The organism is Pseudomonas sp. EZ-C24 (assembly GCF_014525325.1).
GTDB classification, from domain to species: domain Bacteria; phylum Pseudomonadota; class Gammaproteobacteria; order Pseudomonadales; family Pseudomonadaceae; genus Aquipseudomonas; species Aquipseudomonas shirazensis.
Genome location: NZ_JACDIU010000014.1, coordinates 244,949 through 263,462, shown reverse-complemented (window position 1 = coordinate 263,462; position 18,514 = coordinate 244,949). Strand labels below are relative to the sequence as shown.

General features: G+C 63.4%; 14 protein-coding genes, 2 pseudogenes and 2 riboswitches. Of the genes and pseudogenes, 9 read left to right on the top strand and 7 right to left on the bottom strand.

The features are described from left to right. Nucleotides 1-24 precede the first annotated feature (24 nt). The 4 genes from IDM28_RS10285 to cobW are packed head-to-tail and all read right to left on the bottom strand — an operon-like array spanning nucleotide 25 to nucleotide 6,543. Complete coding sequence (locus tag IDM28_RS10285) at nucleotides 25-639, bottom strand: vWA domain-containing protein (RefSeq protein WP_262500053.1); 615 nt, start codon at nucleotides 637-639, stop codon at nucleotides 25-27. Between the two features lie 53 nt (nucleotides 640-692). Beyond that, nucleotides 693-1,709: an ATP-binding protein gene (locus tag IDM28_RS10280; RefSeq protein WP_188035847.1), complete on the bottom strand. Its 1,017-nt coding sequence runs from the start codon at nucleotides 1,707-1,709 to the stop codon at nucleotides 693-695. A 1-nt stretch (nucleotide 1,710) separates the two neighbouring features. Further along, complete coding sequence (gene cobN, locus IDM28_RS10275; RefSeq protein WP_188035846.1) at nucleotides 1,711-5,472, bottom strand: cobaltochelatase subunit CobN; 3,762 nt, start codon at nucleotides 5,470-5,472, stop codon at nucleotides 1,711-1,713. A gap of 3 nt (nucleotides 5,473-5,475) precedes the next feature. Continuing rightward, nucleotides 5,476-6,543 carry a cobalamin biosynthesis protein CobW gene (cobW, locus tag IDM28_RS10270; protein ID WP_188035845.1) on the bottom strand — a complete coding sequence of 356 codons (1,068 nt, stop codon included), beginning with the start codon at nucleotides 6,541-6,543 and terminating at the stop codon, nucleotides 5,476-5,478. A gap of 101 nt (nucleotides 6,544-6,644) precedes the next feature. Beyond that, nucleotides 6,645-6,842, bottom strand: a riboswitch (cobalamin riboswitch). A 117-nt stretch (nucleotides 6,843-6,959) separates the two neighbouring features. Continuing rightward, nucleotides 6,960-7,184, top strand: a riboswitch (cobalamin riboswitch). Nucleotides 7,185-7,282: 98 nt separating this feature from the next. On the opposite strand from cobW, the gene IDM28_RS10265 reads away from it, so the two are divergent. From IDM28_RS10265 to IDM28_RS10235, 7 genes are all read left to right on the top strand, one after another. Next, nucleotides 7,283-7,468, top strand: a complete 186-nt coding sequence (locus IDM28_RS10265; RefSeq protein WP_101319064.1) for a CbtB domain-containing protein — start codon at nucleotides 7,283-7,285, stop codon at nucleotides 7,466-7,468. A 10-nt stretch (nucleotides 7,469-7,478) separates the two neighbouring features. Then, on the top strand, nucleotides 7,479-8,168 hold the full coding sequence (locus IDM28_RS10260) for a CbtA family protein (protein WP_101319062.1): 690 nt from the start codon (nucleotides 7,479-7,481) through the stop codon (nucleotides 8,166-8,168). After that, on the top strand, nucleotides 8,168-8,572 hold the full coding sequence (locus tag IDM28_RS10255; protein WP_188035844.1) for a cobalamin biosynthesis protein: 405 nt from the start codon (nucleotides 8,168-8,170) through the stop codon (nucleotides 8,570-8,572). Before IDM28_RS10260 ends, IDM28_RS10255 begins: the two co-directional genes overlap by 1 nt. A gap of 30 nt (nucleotides 8,573-8,602) precedes the next feature. After that, nucleotides 8,603-9,358, top strand: coding sequence for a precorrin-4 C(11)-methyltransferase (gene cobM, locus IDM28_RS10250; protein WP_101319057.1), 756 nt, complete (start codon nucleotides 8,603-8,605; stop codon nucleotides 9,356-9,358). A gap of 62 nt (nucleotides 9,359-9,420) precedes the next feature. Further along, the gene (locus IDM28_RS10245) at nucleotides 9,421-9,663 is read left to right on the top strand and encodes a DUF1272 domain-containing protein (RefSeq protein ID WP_188035843.1); all 243 of its coding nucleotides are present in this window, start codon (nucleotides 9,421-9,423) and stop codon (nucleotides 9,661-9,663) included. A gap of 226 nt (nucleotides 9,664-9,889) precedes the next feature. Then, a complete protein-coding gene (locus tag IDM28_RS10240) occupies nucleotides 9,890-10,504 on the top strand; it encodes a response regulator transcription factor (RefSeq protein ID WP_101319053.1) in 615 nt (204 codons plus the stop codon). Between the two features lie 11 nt (nucleotides 10,505-10,515). Beyond that, nucleotides 10,516-13,779, top strand: coding sequence for a transporter substrate-binding domain-containing protein (locus tag IDM28_RS10235; RefSeq protein WP_188035842.1), 3,264 nt, complete (start codon nucleotides 10,516-10,518; stop codon nucleotides 13,777-13,779). On the opposite strand, the pseudogene IDM28_RS24200 reads toward IDM28_RS10235, so the two are convergent. From IDM28_RS24200 to IDM28_RS10225, 3 genes and pseudogenes are all read right to left on the bottom strand, one after another. Then, nucleotides 13,754-14,182: pseudogene (locus IDM28_RS24200) on the bottom strand (methyl-accepting chemotaxis protein); the annotation flags it as partial. The gene IDM28_RS10235 and the pseudogene IDM28_RS24200 overlap by 26 nt on opposite strands. A gap of 108 nt (nucleotides 14,183-14,290) precedes the next feature. Beyond that, nucleotides 14,291-15,007 (bottom strand): annotated as a pseudogene (locus tag IDM28_RS24195) (PAS domain-containing protein); the annotation flags it as partial. Nucleotides 15,008-15,166: 159 nt separating this feature from the next. Continuing rightward, a complete protein-coding gene (locus IDM28_RS10225) occupies nucleotides 15,167-16,186 on the bottom strand; it encodes a LacI family DNA-binding transcriptional regulator (RefSeq protein ID WP_101319046.1) in 1,020 nt (339 codons plus the stop codon). A gap of 206 nt (nucleotides 16,187-16,392) precedes the next feature. Between IDM28_RS10225 and IDM28_RS10220 the strand changes: the two genes are divergently transcribed. Further along, nucleotides 16,393-16,932: a gluconokinase gene (locus tag IDM28_RS10220; RefSeq protein WP_150569379.1), complete on the top strand. Its 540-nt coding sequence runs from the start codon at nucleotides 16,393-16,395 to the stop codon at nucleotides 16,930-16,932. 109 nt (nucleotides 16,933-17,041) lie between these two features. Further along, entirely contained in the window at nucleotides 17,042-18,394 is a 1,353-nt protein-coding gene (locus tag IDM28_RS10215; RefSeq protein WP_103437193.1) for a GntP family permease, read from the top strand. Nucleotides 18,395-18,514 lie beyond the last annotated feature (120 nt).

The window sequence follows — 18,514 nt, the reverse complement described above, 5'->3', positions numbered from 1 at the left end:
CCATTCGTGACGTCTGGATATATATCAGCACAGCTGCTTGAAGTGCTGGATATGCTGATACTCGGCCTGCAATTGCTGCGCTAGCAATCTGCCTTTACCGACCCGCACTGGCGCCAATTCCATGTCGATCAACCAGGTCGTGCAGGGCATCGGCTGCAGCGCGCCCCAGCGTTGCAGGCGACCATCGGTAAACACCAGGCAACGCTGGACCTCCTGCGGATGCCGCTGGTGTCGTGCCTGCAGCCATTGCCGAGCTTGCTCCAAGGCGCTGATCAGCGGCGTGCCGCCACCCGCGCCGAGGGCCTGCAACCAGGGCTGCAGCGCCGCCGAAGCTTTCAGCCCATGCCGCTGCCACTGGGCCGAACGACCACTGGCGGTCAGCAGAGCCAGACGTGCGCGTTGGCGATAGGCTTGATCGAACAGCTCGGCAAGCACGCCCTTGGTCTGGGCAAGCGCCTGATGTCGGCGGGTTGACGCCGAGGCATCGACAATCACCAGCCACAGCTCTGCCGGCTGCCCCTGACGCTGCTGCCAGCACAAATCGCCACGCTGCTTTGGCCGGCCCTTGAGCAGGGTCGCCGGCCAGGCGACACGCCCGGCAGCGGCCTTGCGCGCCTGTCCACGCGCAGCACCGCGCAAGCTGCCTGGCCGGGGCTTGGCATCCGCCGCGGACAAACCTTGCTGACGGATGCTCAGGGCTTTTTTGCCCAGTTTGGTACCTCACGCCGCGGCCCCGCTGCAACCGGTTGGGCTGGCAGTGCACCACTGTCGCCGCCCTGCCCCGCGCTGGCATTGCTGCTGGCTGGCGACTGCGCCGGCGCTGGGCTTGGCGGTTGCTGGGCTGGGGCTTCGCGGCGGCGATGGCGCAAGGCAAACTCGGCTACGGCGGTGACGTCTTCTTCATCGATGTGCTCGCTGCCGCGCCAGGCAGCGTGAGCACGTGCAGCTCGCAGCCAGACCAGATCTGCGCGCAGGCCATCGACCCCGGCAGCAAAACAGCGTTCGGTGATCCAGGCCAGGGCCTGGTCATCCAGCGCAATCTGTTCCAGGCGCACGCGCGCTGCCTGGCAGCGCTCGCGCAGGTCCTGCTGCGCACCGGCCCACTCGGCGCAGAAGCCTTGCGGATCGCTGTCGAAGGCCAAGCGCCGGCGGATGATCTGCTGGCGTGCCTGCGGCTCGGGCAACTCGTCCAGCGACACGTTCAGGCCGAAGCGATCAAGCAGTTGCGGGCGCAGCTCGCCTTCCTCCGGGTTCATCGTGCCGATCAAGACAAACCGCGCCGAATGACGATGGGAGATGCCGTCGCGTTCTATGCGGTTGGTGCCGCTGGCAGCAACGTCCAGCAACAGGTCAACCAGCGGATCGGGCAGCAGGTTGACTTCGTCGACATACAGCACGCCGCCATCGGCGTGGGCCAGCACTCCAGGGGAAAACTGCGCTTTGCCCTGGCCCAGCGCTGCGTCAAGGTCCAGCGTGCCGACCAGGCGCTCTTCGGTCGCGCCCAGCGGCAAGGTGACAAAGGGTGGCTGCTGCTCGGCGCTGCCGAGTAGGTCTGCCAGGCCACGGGCCAGGGTGCTCTTGGCCATGCCGCGCGGGCCTTCGATCAGCACGCCGCCGATCTTTGGGTCGATTGCGGTCAGGCACAATGCCAGCTTGAGCGCCTCGGCGCCGACCACGGCGGCCAGCGGAAACTGCATCGGTTCAGTCATTTCAGTGGTCTTCCTCACCTTCGAGCAACTGCTCCTCAAGTGCTTCACGGTAACTGCCGGGTTCCTCCCAGAGGCCGCGTTGCTGGGCCTCCAGCAAACGCTCGGTCAGGTCGCGCAGGGCCTCGGGGTTGTGCTCGCGCATGAATTCACGGGTCGCCGGGTCAAGCACATAGGCCTCGGCCAGCGCCTGATAATGATGGTCGTCGATCAGGTGCGTGGTGGCGTCGAAGGCGAACAGGTTGTCGACCGTCGCTGCCAGCTCGAACGCGCCTTTGTAGCCGTGGCGCTTGGCGCCGTCGATCCACTTTGGGTTCAGCGCCCGAGCACGGATAACTCGGTTGAGCTCTTCCTTGAGAGTGCGGATGCGTGGTCGGTCGACCTGGCTATGATCGCCGTGGTAACTCGCTACCGCCTCGCCGTGCAAGGTTTCGGCAGCGGCCAGCATGCCGCCCTGGAACTGGTAATAATCGTTGGAGTCGAGCAGGTCGTGCTCGTGGTTGTCCTGATTCTGCAGCACTGCCTGCACCTGGCCCAGCCGCGTGGCAAACTGGGCACGGGCGGGCGTGCCCTCGTCACTGGCACCGTAAGCGTAACTGCCGTAGTTGAGGTAAACCTCCGCCAGGTCCTTGCGGTCCTGCCACAGACGGCCGTCGATGGCGTTCTGCACCCCGGCTCCATAGGCACCGGGCTTGGCGCCGAACACCCGCCAACCAGCCTGGCGCGCAGCCTGCTCGGCTTCGATGCCTGTCTCGATCAGGGCCTGGCGCTCAGCCCGCACGCGGGCCGCCAGCGGGTTGAGGTGATCTGGCTCGTCCAGTGCCGCCACTGCCTGCACGGCGGCGTCGAACAGGCGGATCAGGTTACCGAACGCATCACGGAAGAAGCCTGACACACGCAGGGTGACGTCGACCCGTGGCCGGTCGAGCAAGCTCACCGGCAGGATCTCGAAGTCGTCGACGCGCTGGCTGCCGGTGGCCCACACCGGGCGTACGCCCATCAAGGCCATGGCTTGGGCAATGTCGTCGCCACCGGTACGCATGGTCGCGGTGCCCCAGACCGAAAGGCCGAGTTGGCGTAAATGATCGCCGTGGTCCTGCAGGTGCCGCTCAAGAATCAGGTTGGCCGAGGCGAAGCCCAGTCGCCACGCAGTGGTAGTGGGTAAGTTGCGCACATCGACGGTGTAGAAATTGCGCCCAGTCGGCAGCACATCAAGCCGGCCGCGGCTCGGTGCGCCACTGGGGCCTGCCGCGACGAAGCGCCCAGCCAGTGCCGCGAGCAGGCCCTCGAGCTCGGCGCCGCCACAGCTGTCGAGGTTTGGCGCGACAACCGAGAGCAGCTCTCCAAGTACCTGTGCCACGCCCTGCCATTGTTCTTCGGTGGGCAGCTTCAGGTTGCCGGCCAGCGCTTGTTCAATCAACGTCAACGCCAGTTGTTCAAGGCGCTCGCGCGTATCACCGTGGGTGCGCCAGGCCGCGTCGTCCAGTGCCTGCAACATGGCCGGCCGTGGCCCTTGCCAAGGCTGACCGAGGTCGCAGTCGAGCGGATCGAAACCGAGCTCGAAGGCTTTGCCCAGAGCACGAATCAGGCTGGCGTTGCCGCCTTTGCCGTGACCGCGCTCGACCCGCAGCAACGCCAGCAGCGTATCGCTGCGCAGGCGGCCTTGCGGCGATTGGCCGAACACGTGCAAACCATCGCGAATCTGCGACTCTTTCAAGTCGCACAAGTAGGTATCCAGGCGCGGCAGCCACACGGCAGCATCATCCAGCTGACCTTCAAGCTGCAGCTCTCGGTCGATATGGTTGGCCTTGACCAGCGCCAGGATGTCGCGCTGCAGCTCCTGCGCACGGCGCGGATCAAGCAGCTGGGCTTCGTAGTATTCGTCGGCCAGCTGTTCGAGGTCGCGCAGCGGGCCGTAACTCTCGGCGCGGGTCAGCGGCGGCATCAGGTGGTCGATGATCACCGCCTGGGTGCGGCGTTTGGCCTGGGCGCCCTCGCCCGGGTCGTTGACGATAAACGGGTAGATGTTCGGCATCGGCCCCAGCAGCGCGTCGGGCCAGCACTGCGCCGACAGACCGACGCCCTTGCCTGGCAACCACTCGAGGTTGCCATGCTTGCCGACATGAATGACGGCGTCCGCTGCATAAGCGTGGCGCAGCCAGAAGTGAAAGGCCAGGTAGCCATGCGGCGGAACCAGATCCGGGTCGTGGTACACCGCACTGTGGTCAACCTGATAACCGCGCGCCGGTTGGATACCGACGAAGGTCTGCCCAAAGCGCAGGCCCGCTACCATCATGCGGCCGCTGCGGCACATCGGGTCTGTTTCAGGGGCTCCCCAACGGGCGAGCACGGCCGCCTGGTTTTCTGCCGGCAGCTGAGCGAACGCGGCCTGGTAGTCGGCCAGGCTCAGGCTCTGCGCGCATGGGCGCTGATCGAGGTTGTCGAGGTCGTTGGTCACGCCGCCGAGCAAGTGCTGGATCAGCGCGGTGCCGGTGGCCGGCAGCTCGTCCAGCGGATAACCCGCAGCGCGCATCGCCTCAAGGATGTTCAAGGCCGCCCCCGGCGTGTCCAGGCCGACACCGTTACCAATCCGGCCATCGCGGGTCGGATAGTTGGCGAGGATCAGCGCGACACGCTTTTGCCCATTCGGCAAGCGCGCCAGCGCGACCCAGCGACGGCCCAGCTCGGCGACGAAGTCCATGCGTTCCGGGTGGGCGCGATAGCACACCACATCCGCCTGGCTGCGTTCACTGCGCCAGGCCAGGTCCTTGAAGCTGACCGGCCGGGTGATGATCCGCCCGTCCAGCTCCGGCAACACGATGTGCATGGCCAGATCGCGGCCGCCGAGGCCCTGCTCGCTGGTTTCCCAGCCCAATTGATTGTCCTGCGCGCAGATCGCCTGCAACACCGGTACATCCCGGCGCAGCGGCCGCGCGTTGGGGCGCTCGGGGCTGGACAAGGCAAAGCCAGTGGTGTTGATCACCACCTCGGCCTGGACCTCATCCATCCACGCTTCAACCTGATCGAGACAGGCCCGCTCTTTGAGGCTGGCTACAGCGATCGGCAACGGGTTGAGCCCCGCCATCTGCAGCCGCTGACAGAACACGTCGATGAACGCGGTGTTGGCCGCCTGCAGGTGCGAGCGGTAGAACAGCAGCGGCGCCACCGGCAGCGCAGGATCCCAGTCGGCGTACCAGTCCGGCAACTGCGCACTGGCCTTGGCTGGGTGGTAGACCACGGTACGGGCCAGCGCTTCCGGCTCCTGCCAGGCATAGTCGCGCTGGAACCACAGGTTGCCCACGCAGTTGAACAGATTCAGCGCGTTGGCCTTGCCGCCCTGGCGCAGGTAGTGCCACAGGCGCTCGGCCTGGTCGCTGCTGACCGTGCTCAAACCGGTGAGCTCGGGGTCAGGCCGATCATCGCCCGGGACCATGATCACCTGAACACCGCGCGCCGCCAGCTCGACCAACTGCTCGATGCCGTAGCGCCAGTAGCCAACGCCGCCGTGCAGTGATACCAGGATCAACTTTGCATGGCGCAGCACCTGGTCGACATACAGGTCGACCGAGGCATGGTTTTGCACCTGCATGGGATTGGCCAGGCGCACGCTGGGGTAGTCGCCAGGCAGCTGTTCCGCGGTTTCGGCCAGCAGCGCCAGGTGCGAGTCACCGCTGCACAGAATGACCAGTTCGGCGGCGGTCTGGCCGAGGTCGGCAATACTGTCGTCCGGGACAAAACCACCGGGCTGGGTGCGCAACAGGTGCATGGATCAGGCTTCCAGAGCCTGACGCAGACGGGCTTCGAGCTGAATGGCGTCAAGCTCCTGGCCAATCAGTACCAGGCGCGTGATGCGCGCCTCGTCAGCGCCCCAGGCCCGGTCGAAATGCTTGTCGAAGCGGGTCCCTACGCCCTGGATCAGCAGACGCATCGGCTTGCCCGGGATGGCTGCAAAGCCTTTCACGCGCAGGATGCCAAACTCCACTACCAATTGGTTGAGGGCCGCCAGCAGCAAGCGCTCATCGGCCTCTGGCAAATCCAGCGAGATCGAGTCGAAGGCATCATGGTCGTGATCGTCATGATCATCGTCGTCATGGTGGCTGTCATGATGAGTTCGGCGCCCATCAATGTGCGCTTCCGATTCGGCACCCAGGCCCAGCAGCACATCCAGCGGCAGGCGGCCACTGCTGGCTTCGATGACCTTGACCGCCGGCGGCAGCTCTTCGGAGACTTCGGCGCGAACCTTGGCCAGGCCTTCGGCGTCGATCAGGTCGGCCTTGTTCAGCACCACCAGGTCAGCGCTGGCCAGCTGGTCGGCAAACAGTTCGTGCAGCGGCGACTCATGATCAAGGTTCGGGTCGAGCTTGCGCTGGGCATCGACCTGGTCTGGGAACGCTGCGAAAGTACCGGCAGCCACTGCCGGACTGTCGACCACGGTGATCACCGCATCGACCGTGCAGGCGTTGCGGATTTCTGGCCACTGGAAGGCTTGCACCAGCGGTTTGGGCAAGGCCAGGCCGCTGGTTTCGATCAGGATGTGGTCCAGATCGCCGCGACGTGCCACCAGCTCACGCATGACCGGGAAGAACTCTTCCTGCACGGTGCAGCACAGGCAGCCGTTGGCCAGCTCGAAGACACGCCCGTAGGCTTCTTCTTCGGTGCAGCCGATGGTGCATTGTTTGAGGATTTCGCCGTCGATACCGAGCTCGCCGAACTCGTTGACGATCACCGCGATGCGCCTGCCCTGGGCGTTGTCGAGCATGTGCCGCAGCAACGTGGTTTTGCCCGAGCCGAGGAATCCGGTGACGATGGTGACGGGGAGTTTGGCCAGTGTTTTCATGGATGCGTGTGCCCTTGGCAGAATGGCGCGGGCATGCAGGACGAGCGCCGCAGGCTGTCACAGCCGGGCTTGTTCGCCTCCGGATCACCCCGCCCGGATTAAAGTCGAAATCGTCTCGAGGCAGGTCTCCTGGCTTGCACCGCACCGGCGCCGGGCCGGTTGGATGACGCCTTCCCGCGCAAGGCGCAGTGGCTGTGTCGATCCTGATCAGTGCTTACAGTTGCGGGGGCAGCCGCGGCTTGACCGCGTTCCCGTCTTAGCTCCGGCCACGCCGGAGAACCTCGAAGCAGACAAGGCTACGCACCCCAGCGGCAAGCTGCAAGCGGCTTTAGGGGCAGTCATCTGCCATATATAGGCGGCTGAATGCACGCTGGCGTGCAACTTGTCACTTGCAGCGCGCCGCTGCGGCATGGTTTGCTAGCGCCTTGCGTTCAGGTGCCCCCTATGGGGTGAAACGGGAAACCGGTGCGTCGCTGGCCTCAATGGAGAGCCCGACTACTCCGGTGCTGCCCCCGCAACGGTAAGCGAGCGAAGTGTCTTGACCACTGTGCCAGGCTATAGGGCATGGGAAGGTGACGCTTTTCAAGGAGCCCTGCTCCTCCTCGTGAGCCCGGAGACCGGCCTGCGTAGTCGAATATCAACACCCCGCGGTGGGCGGGCGCTGTCGCATTGCCCTGGGCCATCCATGCCCGGGGCCGGTGCGCTTGCCCCCTGCCTATAACAAGCAGAGGATTGCGTCATGCCCATCACCAGTGCCAAACACAGCATCGCCACCCCCGTCAGCCTCAGTCAACGCCTGGTCATCGCCGTCGGCGCCAGCCTGGTTGGCCTGTGCCTGGTGTACTTCGCCGGCTTCTCGCACATCGAGGCGGTGCACAACGCAGCCCACGATACGCGCCACAGCGCTGCCTTCCCCTGCCACTGAGTAGACTCGCATGATCACGCGCATTGCCCGTACTGCAGGGTTCAGCGGCCTGCTCGCCGCCCTGCTGCTGACCCTGCTGCAAAGCTTCTGGATCAGCCCGTTGATCCTCGAAGCGGAAACCTTCGAGAGCCCAGCGCCGGCTGCCCAGCATGAGCATGGCGACAGCGCCGTTGCTGCCCACGAGCACAGTGCCGAAGCCTGGGCGCCTGAAGACGGCTGGCAGCGCGTGCTGGCCACCACCGGCGGCAACTTGGTGGTTGCAGTCGGCTTTGCCTTGATGCTGGCAGCGCTGTACAGCCTGCGCGAACCCAACCGGGTCGCCACCGGAGCGCTGTGGGGCCTGGCCGGTTTTGCCGTGTTCTGCCTGGCGCCAACCCTGGGCTTGCCGGCAGAGCTGCCGGGCACGGCGGCAGCCGACCTTGGCCAGCGCCAGACCTGGTGGATCGGCACTGCGGCCGCAACTGCGGTCGGCCTCGGCCTGATTGTGTTTGCCCAGCATTGGCTGCTGAAGGTAGCCGGCGTACTGCTGTTGGCGCTGCCACACGTGATCGGTGCGCCGCAGCCGAGCGTGCATGAAAGTCTTGCGCCTGAGGCCCTGGCAACCCAGTTCAAGATCGCCTCGTGGCTGACCAATGCCGCCTTCTGGATTGCCCTGGGCTTGCTCAGTGCGTGGTTGTTCCGCCGCTCGCGGCAGGCTTGATGTCTGAGCCGCTACCCGCCGTGTATGTCGGCGTTGGCTGTCGCAAGGGCTGCCCCGCCGACCTGCTGGAAGCGCTGCTGCAACAAAGTCTGGCCAGCCTTGGCTTAACCCTAAATGCAGTGCAGGGCATCGCCAGTATCGAGCTGAAAGTCAGCGAGGCTGGCCTGCATCAACTGGCCGATCGCCTGCAACTGGCGCTGCAGTTTTTTCCCGCAGAGCAGTTGCAGCGTTTTGCCCCACAGCTCAGCCAGCACTCCGCTATAGCCTTCGCCCACAGCGGCTGCTGGGGCGTAGCCGAAAGCACCGCCCTGGCCTTGGCCGCGCGTGCTCACGGCTGCGCGCGGCTGGTGCTCACCCGGCAAACGTTGGCGGGCGCTACCCTCGCCCTCGCCAGTGCTGGATAATCGCCTCCATTTTATTTGCAAGGATTTGCCATGACGGTCTACTTCATCGGCGCCGGCCCGGGCGATCCGGAACTGATCACGGTCAAAGGCCAGCGCCTGATCCGGCAGTGCCCGGTGATCATCTACGCGGGCTCGCTGGTCCCCGCCGCAGTGCTCGAGGGCCACAGCGCGGAAACTGTCATCAACAGCGCCGAACTGCACCTTGAGCAGATCATCGACGCCATGCACAGCGCGCATGCGCTAGGCCACGATGTGGCGCGGGTGCACAGCGGTGACCCGAGCCTGTATGGCGCCATCGGCGAGCAGATCCGTCACTTGCGCGAGTTGGGCATCGACTACCAGATCATCCCTGGGGTAACGGCAACGGCGGCCAGCGCCGCGCTGCTGGGTTGTGAACTGACCCTGCCGGGCATCGCTCAAACGGTGATCCTCACTCGTTACGGCGACAGCTCGCCGATGCCCGCCGGCGAGCAACTCGGCGATCTGGCACGGCATGGCAGCACCCTGGCGATCCACCTCGGCGTCAAGCACCTGCCACGGATCGTCGCAGAGCTGCTGCCGCATTACGGCGCTGACTGCCCGGTTGCGGTCATCCATCGCGCCACCTGGCCGGATCAGGACTGGGTCAAAGGCACGCTGGCGGATATCGTCGAACTCACCAGTACACGGGATTTTCGGCGAACTGCGCTGATCCTCGTCGGTCACGTACTTGGGGATACACCGTTCGCCGAATCAGCCCTGTATCGCGCCGGCCATGCTCACCTGTATCGCCCCGGCAACGGCTGATTGCCAGCGCCGCCAGCGCGGAGCAGACTCGACCCACCTTTGTTGCTATCGGAGCCACGCCCATGCTGGAACTACGCCCCAACTGTGAATGCTGCGCCGTCGAACTGCCCGGCGACAGCCCGGATGCAATGATCTGCTCGTTCGAATGCACGTATTGCCGTAACTGTGCCGAACAACGTCTGCACGGACGCTGCCCGAACTGCGCTGGTCAGCTGCAAAGCCGGCCGACCCGCGTTGGTAACGCACTGAGCAACAACCCCGCCTCAACTAAGCGCGTCATCAAAGACCACGCGCCCTGCGCCTGATTCCTACCGCCGGCAGGCCGGAAGGCCTGCCGCATCCTGATTGTTACCGTATTTTTTGTAGGAATTTTCCTCAGAATCACTTGGTTTGTTCATCACGCATATACTCGGCATTATCATGGACTGAGAATCGACGTATCTTGCGCGCTGCCTGAGGCTTGCGGATCAACCCTCAGCTACGTTCCTGTGTGATTCAGGCAACGGACCCTCTTCACCACAGGAGCTAGCAATGACAACCGTGATGCTGGTCGATGACCACCCAATCGTTCTGACGGCTGTACGCATGCTGCTTGAGCGCGAACGTTTTCGAGTCATTGGCACCGCCGAAGATGGTAAGGAAGCCGTGGAACTGGCCCGCAAACTCTCACCCCAGGTAGTGATCGTTGACATCGGCCTGCCCGAGCTGGACGGCATGGAGGTGATCAAGCGCCTGCAGCTGCTGGACCCACCACCCAAGATCATGGCCCTGACCGGGCAGCCTGCCGACCTCTACGTCAGGCGTTGCCTGGACGCCGGGATTGGCGCTTTCGTCAACAAGAACGAAGACATCGAGTCGGTGGTATTCGCCCTCAAGGCACTGATCAAGGGCTACTCGACCTTTCCGCAAATGTCGGTCAACAGCAATTCGCTGGAGTCTGAGAACGCCCGACTGGACAGTTTGTCCAACCGTGAAATGGAGGTACTGCGCAGGCTGGCTCGGGGCGAAAACAACAAGGCCATTGGCGAGTCCATGAACCTTAGCGCCAAGACCATCAGCACCTACCGCGGACGCATCATGGAGAAGCTCAAGTCGGAGTCGCTGGTGGAAATGATCGATCTGGCCAAGCGCAACAACGTCAACTGAAGCTTTACGCCATGACCGGTCTGCGCACACTGCTACTCCTGATCAGCCTTAGCGGCGCGTCTGCGGCCGTGCTCGCTGACAGTCAGCCACGGCAGTTGCTGGCACGCTCGAGCAGCGCTGCTGCTCCACTGGACCTTGCCGTCGATGACCGCGAGTGGCTGAACCAGCACAAGGTACTGGTACTCGGCAGCTCGGGGCCGGATTACCTGCCTTTTGAAATCAATATCACCCCAGCCGATCATGAAGGGCTCAATGCTGACTATGCCGGCTTGATCAGCGAGCAGTTGGGCATAGCCGTTCAAGTGCAGCGCTTTGACAGCCGCGAACAGGCCATCAAAGCCTTGCAGGACGGGCAAATCGATCTGCTGGGCAGTTCCAACGCAACCGAAGCCAGCAATGCCGAGCTTACCTTGAGCCAGGCATATGCAGACGACCTGCCGGTGATCGTCGCTCGACAGGACCAGGACAAGGCCGTGCGCCACGGCGATGACCTGGCCGGGCTGCGGCTGGCGATGGTCGACCATTACCTGCCGGCCAGTACGGTCAAGGCCCAGTATCCGCAGGCACAGCTGCAACTTTATCGCTCGACCTTGAGCGGCTTGTCTGCGGTCGCCATGGGCGACGCCGACGTCTACCTGGGCGACGCCATCAGCACCGACTACCTGATCGGCAAGAGCTACCAAGGCCAGGTGCGCATCGACCATTTTTCGGCGCTGCCCGGCGGCTCGTTCGCCTTCGCCACGCGCCGCGACAACTCGCGCCTGCTCAGGTTGCTCAACCAGGCCCTAAGCCGCATCAGCGACAGCGAGCGGCTGAACATTCTGCGGCGCTGGAGCAGCGGCAATACCAGCCTCCTGCTCCAGCGCCTGAACACCCCGCTGACCCCTGCCGAGCAACACTGGATCGAACATAACCGCAGCGTCAAGGTGCTGGTCACGCCGTCCCTGGCGCCGCTGACCTTCAACGACGCCGAGCAACGCCCGAGCGGGATCGCCCCCGATCTGCTCAAGCAGATCAGCTTGCGCACCGGGCTGGATTTTCAGATCAGCGAAGTGGATGCCGTCCAGGAAATGGTTGACCAACTGCTGCGGGGCGAGGCGCAAATGATCGGCGCGATCGGTTACGGCAGCGAGCGCGCGGCACGCTTGCGCTTCACTCGCCCCTACCTGGTCAGTCCGCGGGTGCTGGTAACCCGCGCCGGCAACCCCGCCAGCACTCCGGCGGCATTGATCGACAACCGCCGGATCGCAGTAGTACGTGGCTCTCCGCAGGGTGCACTGGTGCAGCGCCAACATCCACAGGCGAAGCTGGTGGAAGTCGATTCACCACTGGGGCTGATGGAAGCGGTGGCCAACGGTGAAGCAGAAGTCGCCTTGAGCAACCATATCAATGCGCGCTATTACATAGATCATGTGTTCAATCATCGCCTGCGCATTGCCGCCTTGTTTGGCGAGGAACCGGCGATGGCTGCCTTCGCCATGGCTGCCAATCAGCCTGAGCTGCATGCGATTGTCGACAAGGCGCTGCTGAGCATACCGCCCGACGAATTGGATCAACTGGTCAACCGATGGCGCAACACCACCCTGGTCAGTGACAGCCCGTGGCGCAATTATCGCAGCCTGGCCCTGCTGATGCTGGTTCTCGGCGGCGTGCTGCTGGCCGGTGTCGTGTTCTGGAACACCTATCTGCGCAAGCTGATCCAGCAGCGCACCGAGGCCCAACGGGCGTTGCAGGCGCAACTGCTCCTCAGTCGGGGCCTGCTTGAGCAGCTACGCCAGGCCAAGGACGCTGCCGAGCAGGCCAGTCAGGCTAAAAGCACCTTCCTGGCCACCATGAGCCACGAGATTCGCACGCCAATGAACGCGGTTATCGGCTTGCTGGAGCTGGCCCTGGAAGATGGCGCTCGCAGCGACCCATTGACCTTGCAGACTGCCCACGCTTCGGCGATTGGTCTGCTTGAGCTGATTGGCGACATCCTCGACATCTCGCGCATCGAAGCCGGCCACATGACCCTGACACCGGTGCCGACCGATCTGATCGAACTGGTCCGTGCCAGCTTGCGCGTATTTGACGGCAATGCCCGGATCAAACGCCTGCAACTGCGCAGCGAGCTGCCTGAGCAGCCACTCTGGGTGCTGATCGATCCGCTGCGTTTCAAGCAGGTCCTGGCCAATCTTCTGAGCAATGCGATCAAGTTCACCGACCGCGGCGAGATCCTCGTCAGCCTCACCTGCGCGCCGGCCTCGGCAGAGCTGCTGCAACTGACCTTATGCGTGCAAGACAGTGGCGTGGGTATCAACCCCGTCAACCAGGCGCGCCTGTTCAACAGCTTTGCCCAGGTCGACGGCCCACGCGCCCAGCAAGGTGCAGGGCTGGGTCTGGTGATCAGTCGCAGCCTGGCCCAACTGATGGGCGGCACGCTGCAGCTGCAAAGCGTCGAGGGCCTTGGCACGCGCGTCGAGGTCAGCCTGGCGCTGCCCAGCGCAACGCCTGCATCGCAGCCGCAGATCAGCGAGGCCACCCAGCAGCAACCCGGCCAACCTCTGCGCATTCTGGTGGTCGACGACTACCCGGCCAACCTGCTGTTGCTCGACAAACAACTGAACAGCCTCGGTCATCAGGTGACGTTGGCTGAAAACGGCCAACTGGCCCTGACCAGCTGGCAAGCGGGCGAGTTCGATCTGGTTATCACCGACTGCAGCATGCCGGTCATGGATGGTCATGAGCTCAGCCGCAGCATTCGTGCGCTGGAACGCGCAAGTGGCCAGCCAGCCTGCACCATCATCGGCGTTACCGCCAACGCGCAGGCCGAGGAGCGCGTCCGCTGCCTGGACAGCGGCATGAACGACTGTCTGTTCAAACCGATCGGGCTGCATACCCTCAAGGCGCACTTGCCGCGCTGCGTATTGAATCCGCCAACTCCGCGCCCAAGCGGATTCGACATCGATCAGTTGCGTAATTTGACCCAAGGTGACGAGCAACTGATCAGACGTCTGCTCGAGCAACTGGCACGCAGTGCCGCCGAAGACCTGGCCGCCCTGCACGCATTGGGAGCAAACCCGCCGAGCGCTGCGCTACGCGACCTTGCGCATCGCATCAAGGGCGGCGCGAAAATGCTCAAGGTGCGCGGGGTCGTACGCGACTGCGAGATACTCGAGCAGGCCTTGGCCTCGGACCAACCCAGCGCAGCCGCCCGGGAGCAATTGCAGGCAAGCCTGCACACCCTGCTAGGTGAACTGCGCGCTGGGCTCAATGCAATTGCAGAGTCGAACTGATCTGACCGATTGCATCGACAACGTGCCGCGAGCCTTGCTGAATCTCCAGAATGACCGTGCCCGCCTCGTTGACCAACTGCACGCCGCGCCCTGTGTGCGACAAGCTCGATTGCATGCTGGCGACCGCAGTCAGTGACAAGTCGTGGTTCTGCCTGACCACATCGACGATCTCCAGGGTGGCCTTGCTGGTGCGTGCAGCCAGATTACGTACTTCATCGGCTACCACAGCAAAACCACGGCCATGCTCACCGGCGCGCGCCGCTTCGATTGCGGCGTTGAGTGCCAGCAGGTTGGTCTGGTCGGCAATGCCGCGAATGGTCAATACAATCTGGCCGATGATCTCCGACTGCTTGCTGACAGCGTCGATGGTCCGCGCAGCGTCGCTCAGCTCCTGAGAGATTTGTTCGATCACCTGCACGGTCTGCTGCACCACCTCGCTGCCTTTTCGCGCGCAGGCGTCAGTCTGCACGGAGCTGGCGTGGGCGGCATCGGCGGCGCTTTGCTGAGTGCTGACTTGGGCGGTGATGTCGCTGGCGAACTTGACCACTTTGACCAACCGGCCCTTGTTATCGAAGATCGGGTTGTATGAAGCCTCCAGATAGACAACCTGTCCTTGCTTGTTGATTCGCTCGAAACGGTGCGAATGGTACTCGCCGCGGTTAAGCGACGCCCAGAACTCGCGGTATTCGGCCGACTCACGCTCATGGGCGAGGCAAAACAGTCCATGATGACGGCCCACCACTTCTTCGAGGCGGTAGCCCATGGTTCGCAAGAAGTTGGCATTGGCAGTCAGCACCCGCCCCTGTGGAGTGAATTCGATCACTGCCATGGATCGCCCGATCGCCTGCAGCAGGGCTTCGCTTTCGTGCTCGTCGTGGATTCGCTGAGTGATGTCAGAGGCGACCTTGATCACACTGGTGACGCGCTGTTGCTCATCCAGCACGGGCATGTAACTGGCTTGCAGCCAGACCTCGCGGCCAGCCTTGTCGACGCGCTCGAAGGTACCGCTGATGGCCTCGCCTCTGCCCAGCGCTTGCCACAATTGCTGGTAGGCCGGGCTTTTGGCGTACTCCGGATCGCAGAACAGGCGATGATGCTTGCCCGCGATCTCCTGGGCGCTATAGCCCAATGCCTGGCAGAATTTATCGTTGGCGGCAATGATAGTGCCGTCGGCGGTGAACTCGATCATGGCCATCGACCGACTGATCGCGGCCAGTCTGGCCTCCATCCCCACCAAGGCCTGATGACAGCGCTGGATTTCGACGATATCGGATTTGCGATGGTAATCGAACATGACGCCGGGCTCCTTGCATGGACGGGGTGCCCTCAGCATAGATCGCCGGCGAAATGGCGCAAGGCCGCTGATATCACCTTGCAATTAGCCGCTTCAGGTGCTTTCCCGAACCATCAGCTCAAAGCCCAGATCCTGACGCGTGGCGCTCACCCGCTTGCCATCGAGCATCGCCAGCAGCGCTTGCGCCGCGGCCCGACCAACGGCAGCACGCGGGGTCCGGATCGAGGTCAACGGCGGCACCATGTGGGCAGAACCTGGCAGGTCGTTGAAGCCGACCATGGCCACTCGTTGCGGCACTGCGATGCCTTGGCGCAGGGCCTGCAGGACTGCGCCCTGCGCAAGGTCATCGTTACAGAAGAACACCCCGTCGACCTCCGGCGCCTGTGCCATCAAGCGGCTGAACAGTTCGCCGCCAAGACCAATTGACGAGGGCTGTGCGGCCAGCAGCTCCAGTTCGGGCGCTTGCAATCCGGCCTCAAGCAACGCTTGGCGAAAGCCTGCGGCGCGCTGCATTACCCGCGGGTCGAGCTGCGCGGCAATGAACGCCAGCCGCCGTCGACCCCGCTCGATCAAATGGCGGGCGGCAGCGTAGCCTGCCTGCTGCTGAGAGAACCCTACAGACACCGCATCTGCCTGCTCACCCAGCTCCATCATGTGCACACAGGGCACTCGGCTGGCAGCCAGCAAATGGCGCGAACCTTCGGTGCGATCAAAGCCGGTCAACAGCACACCACAGGGCTGATAGGCGAGGTAGTTGCGGATCAGGTTCTCTTCTTCATCAACGTCGTAGTGATAGTTGCCGATGAGCACTTCGAGACCGCGCGGCCGCATCACTGCGTGGATCGCTTCGAGGGTATCGATGAACAGCTGGTTGGACAGCGATGGGATCAATACCACCACCGAATGGCTGCGCGCCGAGGCCAGCGCGCGGGCTGCCGGGTTGGCGATGTAACCCAGGGTGGCCGCTGCAGCGAGGACCTTTTCGGCCAGTTCAGGGGCAACGGTGGCTACCCCGCGCAACGCCCGCGAGGCCGTGATCGGTGAAACGCCGGAGAGCCTGGCGACTTCTGCCAGGGTGGGACGACCAGTAGTGCGGGAGCCGGTGCGTGACATGGGTGTTGTAATTTTACTACTTGCCAAGGGTGGGGAACGGCCACTAAGGTAGCGCTGTCCCAGGACACAGGCAATGTAATCTTTATCAATTGCCCTGCGTCGAGCGACCATACTGCGTTAGACAAGACCAATAACATCCGGGAGGGTGGCGCCCACACATCGACGTCCATGTCGAGACAGCGCTATCTTACCTGCAGGAGGTACTGATGAACTCTCCCCTGTCCGCGATCGTGGTGATGGGTGTAGCAGGCTGCGGCAAGAGCTGCATCGGCGCTGCCATTGCCGCCCGCAGTGGCGGTCGGCTGATCGAAGGCGATGCTTTCCACCCCGCTGCCAATATCGAAAAAATGAGCGCTGGCGTGCCGCTCGATGATGCCGACCGTGCCGGTTGGCTGGTGCTGCTCGGCCAGGAGCTACAGGCCACGCTCAAGGCCGGCGAACGACCAATCCTGACCTGCTCTGCCTTGAAGCGCCGCTATCGCGACGCATTGCGTGAAGCGGTGCCTGAGCTGGGCTTCGTGTTCCTCGAGCTGACCCCTGCCGAGGCCGAGAAGCGCGTGCTGGCCCGTCCTGGCCACTTCATGCCTGCCAGCCTTATCGAAAGCCAGTTTGCCGCCCTCGAATCCCCTCGTGGCGAGCCACTGACCCTGGCGCTGGACGCTACCCGGCCGGTGGCCGCGCTGGCCGAAAGCGTACATGACTGGTTAAAGCCCTGCGGTGAGCGGGCACTGGCGCGAATCGCCTGAGCGGCGGTTTACCAGCTCACCAAAGACAGCGCTGTCTCGACGTTAAAAAGCACCAGAAGTTCCATAACGCTACGCCTAACAACAAAGACAAAACCGAGGCTCATTAATCATGTTCGGACTGGCTACCGATACGTTCCTGCTACTCGATGCCCTGGTGACCATCATCGGGCTCATCCTGCTGATCACCCACTTCAAGGTGCATCCTTTTGTTGCGCTGACGCTGGCTGCGGGCTTTCTCGGCCTGACCTCGGGCATGCCCGTGGCCAAGGTCATGAAGTCGTTTCAGGACGGCTTTGGCGGCGTGCTTGGCTTTGTCGGCATCGTGCTTGCACTGGGCACCATGCTCGGCAAGCTGATGGCTGACTCCGGCGGCGCTGACCAGATCGCGCAGACTCTGATCCGCGCCTTCGGCAAACAGAAGGTGCACTGGGCCATGATGTTCGCCGCATTTCTGGTGGGCATCCCGCTATTCTTCGAAATCGGCTTTGTGCTGCTGATCCCGCTGGTGTTCATCGTAGCCCGACGCACCGGGGTATCCTTGGTCAAGATCGGTATTCCGCTGCTGGCAGGCCTGTCCGTCGTGCATGGGCTGGTGCCGCCGCATCCAGGCCCGCTGCTGGCGATCGGCATTTTCAATGCCGACATCGGCAAGACCATCTTCTACGGTTTGCTGGTAGCGCTGCCGACGGCAATCATCGCCGGCCCGCTGTACGGCAATTTCATCTCGCGTTACATCCCGGGCAACCCATCACAAGAGCTGATGGACCAGATTGCTCGCGAGTCCGACCAGCGCAACCTGCCAAGCTTCAGCATCACCCTGATCACCGTGCTGTTGCCGGTAGTGCTGATGCTGCTGAAGACGTTTGCTGATGTGGTGCTGCCCGCTGAAAACATCGTGCGCCAGTGGATGGACCTGATCGGCCACCCGATCACCGCCCTGCTCGCGGCGCTGCTGCTGGCGTTCTACACCTTCGGCGCGGCGCGCGGCTTCAACCGTCAGCAGATCATGAAGATGCTTGACCAGAGCCTGGCCCCCACCGCCGCCATCGTGTTGATTGTCGGCGCTGGCGGCGGCTTCAAGCAGATGCTGGTGGACACTGGTGTGGGCAACGTCATCGGCCAGATGGCGGTGCAAGCGCAGATATCGCCAATCATGCTGGCCTGGTTGGTGGCGGCGGTCATCCGGATCGCCACAGGCTCGGCAACGGTAGCGACCATCACCGGCGCTGGTATCGTTGCACCGGTGATCGCGCTGGTGCCCGGGGTCAACCGTGAGCTGCTGGTGCTGGCCACCGGCGCCGGTTCGCTGATTCTGTCCCACGTCAACGACGCCGGTTTCTGGCTGGTCAAGCAGTACTTCAACATGACCGTAGCAGAAACGTTCAAGACCTGGAGCATGATGGAGACCATCCTGTCGGTGGTCGGCATCATCTTCATCATGTTGCTGGCGCAGTTCGTCTGACCGTTGGTCGGGATACTGGCACCTAGGGTGGGGTGTAAGGCTCAAGTGAGATGAGGGCCTTGCCGCGTGATCAACGTCTGTTCCGCGGCAAGGCTGGCACTTTATCCACGCAAAGGAGCT